At 65.7% G+C, this 3,951-nt stretch carries 4 protein-coding genes; all 4 read right to left on the reverse strand.

All coding sequences use genetic code 11. From position 1 onward, the window contains the following. Positions 1-728 (reverse strand): tripartite tricarboxylate transporter substrate binding protein (locus tag DBR23_RS13950; protein ID WP_108498659.1); only part of this gene is annotated, 728 nt, incomplete at its 3' end. 92 nt (positions 729-820) lie between these two features. Further along, entirely contained in the window at positions 821-1,078 is a 258-nt protein-coding gene (locus DBR23_RS13955) for a DUF2783 domain-containing protein (protein WP_015015947.1), read from the reverse strand. 26 nt (positions 1,079-1,104) lie between these two features. Further along, positions 1,105-2,757 (reverse strand): FAD-dependent oxidoreductase, encoded by a 1,653-nt coding sequence (locus tag DBR23_RS13960; protein WP_108498657.1) that lies wholly within the window; start codon positions 2,755-2,757, stop codon positions 1,105-1,107. Between the two features lie 27 nt (positions 2,758-2,784). Further along, positions 2,785-3,744 (reverse strand): MBL fold metallo-hydrolase, encoded by a 960-nt coding sequence (locus tag DBR23_RS13965; protein WP_108498658.1) that lies wholly within the window; start codon positions 3,742-3,744, stop codon positions 2,785-2,787. Between the last annotated feature and the right edge of the window lie 207 nt (positions 3,745-3,951).

The raw sequence follows: 3,951 nt of genomic DNA on the forward strand, positions 1-3,951 counted from the left end.
TGCAGGCCCTGCTCGGAAATCGTGGGCACATCGGGCATGGTGGTCACTCGCTGCGGGCTGGCCACACCAATGGCGCGCACCTTGTTGCCCGCGAGGAACGGGTATACCGTGGCGCTGTCGATCCACATCGCAGGCACCTGGCCGCCGATCACGTCCTGGATGGCCGGGGCTGCGCCGCGATAGGGCACATGCGTGAGCTTGAGACCGCTCTGCTCGCGGAACAGCTCGCCCACGAGGTGGTGCGGGCTGCCCGGCCCCGCCGACGCCCAGTTCACGCCATCGGCCTGGCCCTTGGCCCAGGCCATGAACTCCTTGAGGTTCTTGGCCGGCACGCTGTTGGACACCACCAGGAACATCGGAAAGCGCACCAGCAGGCCCACGGGCTGGAAGTCCTTTTCGGCGTTGTAGGCCAGCTTGCTGAACAGGAACGGGTTGGCCGCCAGCGTGGCGAAGTCGGCCGAGAACATCAGGTTGCCGTAGTCCTTGTTGCGCGCTGCGTACTCTGCGGCGATGTTGGTGCCCGCGCCGGGCTTGTTGTTGATGATGATGGGGCGGCCCAGCGTGGCCGACATGGATTCGGCAATGGTGCGCGCCACGATGTCCGAGCCGCCGCCCGCCGCGTAGCCCACCACCCATTCGAGTGGCTTGGAATCCTGGGCGTGGGCCAGGGGCAGTGTGGTGGCCAGTGCCAGGCCCGCAAGGGTGGCGAGGAAATGTTTGCGCTGCATGGTGGTGTTGTCTCCGTAGTGGTCAAAGTTCAAGGCGGGTCGGACCCCGCACCGTCTGCGCGGTGCTGAAGTGCCAGGTGAAAAGGTGCGGGCTAGGCCGCCACCGCGTGGGTGGGCACCACGGGCGTGATGGCCGGGGTGGTGCGCCGGTCGGCCGTGGGCACGGCACTGCCGCGCGCCAGTTGCAGCGCGTGCTGCAGCGTGGCCTGGTCGCCGATGTGGTTGGCCAGCAGCAGCACCAGGCGTGCGTTCATGGCGTGGCTCTCGGGCGTGGACAGGCCCTGGTGCGCTGCAATCAGCGCTTCATAGAAGTCGTCGCAGGCCTGCAGGTTCGGTTGGGTGTTCAGCATGGGCATGTTCCTTGTCGTCTTCCTGGTCAGACGGCTGCGGCCGTGGCACGGGCCAGTGCGCTGCGCACGGCCGCTTCGGTGGGCGTGCGCCAGCGTGCGCACACATGCTGGTCGGGCCGCACCAGGTACACGGTGCGCGGCAGTGCATCCAGCCGCTGGGCGGCCAGCGCCTGGTGGTCGATCACGTCGATGCCGATCTGCAGCACCTTCACGCCGGGCAGGTCATGGGCCCATGCCGGGGCCGGGCCAAACACCAGCAGCGTGAAGTCCGGCCCCAGCTCGCGCAGCAGCCAGGTGGGCTGGCCCTGTTTCGTCAACGGTGCATCCAGCAGCACGGCGCCGGGCACCTGGGTGCCTGCGAAGTGATCGGTATCCGGCGTGTTCAGGGGCGACTGGTGCAGCGTGGCGGGCACCGACAGGCGCCCGCTGTTGACGATGCGCCGCGCAAACGCATGTTCGCGTGCCAGGTGCAGTGCCGCGTCGCGGAACAGGCGGCTCACCTCGCTCTTGGGCGTGATGAAGTCGGTGGCGCGGGTGGAGTTGCACAGGTTCTCATCGGCCGCGTATTCACGCTCGGGGCCATAGGTGCTCACCAGCGCGGGGCTGGCGCGGCCATGGAGCACCCAATCGAGCTTCCAGGCCAGGTTCTCCGCGTCCTGCACGCCGCTGTTGGCGCCCCGTGCGCCAAAGGGCGAAACGCCGTGGGCGCTGTCGCCCGCGAAGACCACGCGGCCGTGCACGAACTGGTCCATGCGCAGGCAGGCAAAGGTGTAGACGCTGGCCCAGTCCAGCTCAAACTGTGCATCCGCACCCAGCAGCGCCTTCACGCGCGGGATGATGTTCTCGGGCTTCTTTTCTTCTTCGGGGTCGGCGTCCCAGCCCAGCTGGAAGTCGATGCGCCAGACGTTGTCGGGCTGGCGGTGCAGCAGCACGCTCTGGTTGGGATGAAAGGGTGGATCGAACCAGAACCAGCGCTCGGTCGGGAAGTTCGCTTCATCCGCCAGCTTCACATCAGCGATCAGGAAGCGGTCCTGAAAAATGCGCCCCTTGCTCTCCAGCCCCAGCATCTGCCGCGTGGGCGAGCGTGCGCCGTCGCAGGCCACCAGCCATTGCGCATCCATCTGGTAAGCGCCCTCGGGCGTGTCGATGCTCAGCAGCGCGCCGTCCGCGCGGCTTTGCACGGCAGTGACCTTGTTGTGCCAGCGGATGTCGATGCCCGGCAGCTGCAGCGCACGCTCCACCAAGTAGGCCTCGGCGTAGTACTGCTGCAGGTTGATGAAGGCGGGACGCTCGTGGCCTTCTTCAGGCAGCAGATTGAATTCGTACAGCTGCTCGTCCTTCAAAAACACCTTGCCCAGGTTCCACGACACGCCCTTGTCCACCATGCGCTGGCCCACGCCCAGGCGGTCCCAGATCTCCAGCGTGCGCTTGGCAAAGCAGATGGCGCGTGAGCCAATAGAGAGCTTGTGGTCGTTGTCCAGCACCACCACACGCTGCCCGCGCTGGGCCAGGTCAATGGCCAGCGACAGGCCCACAGGGCCTGCGCCGATGACCACGATGGGGTGCTGTGCGGGCGTGGCGCGGTCCTGGTCGGGCGAGCGCACGTAGCCGAAATCGAGGGCCTGCACCTCGGCGCCGCTGGCGTGGAAGGCTTCGGTGGGAATGTCTCTGGGGTTCATGTTTTTGTCTCCTCCAACCTCGGCGGCTCAGCCTTCCAAAGCCTTCCACATTTGAATGTCGCGTTCGGCGGTCCAGATGCGTGGGTCGGGGTATTGCGTGGCTTCGTCGTACGCACGGGTCACGTCAAACGGCATGCAGTGGTTGAAGATGACCCAGTGCCCATACTTGGGCTGCAACTTGGCAAACGTGGCCTCGTACACCTTGCGCAGGTCCTCGCCCTTTGCCGCACTGGCCTTCACGCTCTCGTACAGATCGCTGATGAAGGCGCGTGTGCCAGCCAGGCCTGCCTGCACCTGCTCGGGCGTCTGCAGCGCGGCGCCCCGGCCGGGCACGAGCTTTTCGGGCTTCAGGGCTGCGATGTTGTCCAGGGTCTGCGGCCAGTCCTGGAAATACGCATCGCCCGCATACGGCGTGGCGTCGAACTCCACCAGGTCGCCGCTGAACAGGATCTTTTCCTGCGGCAGCCAGGCCACCGTGTCGCCCTTGGTGTGGCCCCGGCCCAGTTGCAGGATCTGCACCTCCAGCTTGCCCAGCCACAGGGTCATCTTCTTGTTGAAGGTCATGGTCGGCCAGGTCAGGCCGTCCGGCACGCTCTCCACGTTCTGGAACAGGCGCGGAAAGCGGCCGATCTCGCTGTCCTTGTCGAACTGGCCGCGCTCCACGATCAGGTCGCGCGTGTCCTCGCTGGCAATGATGTGCTCGGCGCCGTAGGCGCTGGCCCCCAGCACGCGCACCGCGTGGTAGTGGGAGAGCAGCACGTACTTGATGGGCTTGTCCGTCACCTCGCGGATGCGGCGGATCACGTCCTGCGCCATCACGGGGGTGGCCTGGGTGTCGATGACCATCACCGCGTCGTCGCCAATGATGATGCCGGTGTTGGGGTCGCCCTCGGCCGTGTAGGCATAGGCGTGGTCGGAGAGCTTCTCGAAGCTCACCTTCTTCACTTCGAGGTCGGCGGCGGAGGCAAAGGTTTTGACGGTGCTCATGGTAGTGATTTGTTAATGGTGAATGCGTTTATCTAAACGGAATGCGTTGATGTTAGGCAAGAAATTCGTTCATGTCTAACGCATTTGTTTAGGTGTAAACCCGAAGGGCGTGTGGATGCTGTGCTGCGTGGACAATCGCCCCATGCCCATGACGACCCCCGACCTGCCTCCCGCCGACGACGAAGACACGCCCCGCAGCCCGCGCGG

The sequence above is a fragment of the Acidovorax sp. HMWF018 genome, from assembly GCF_003061035.1.
GTDB lineage: Bacteria > Pseudomonadota > Gammaproteobacteria > Burkholderiales > Burkholderiaceae_C > Acidovorax > Acidovorax delafieldii.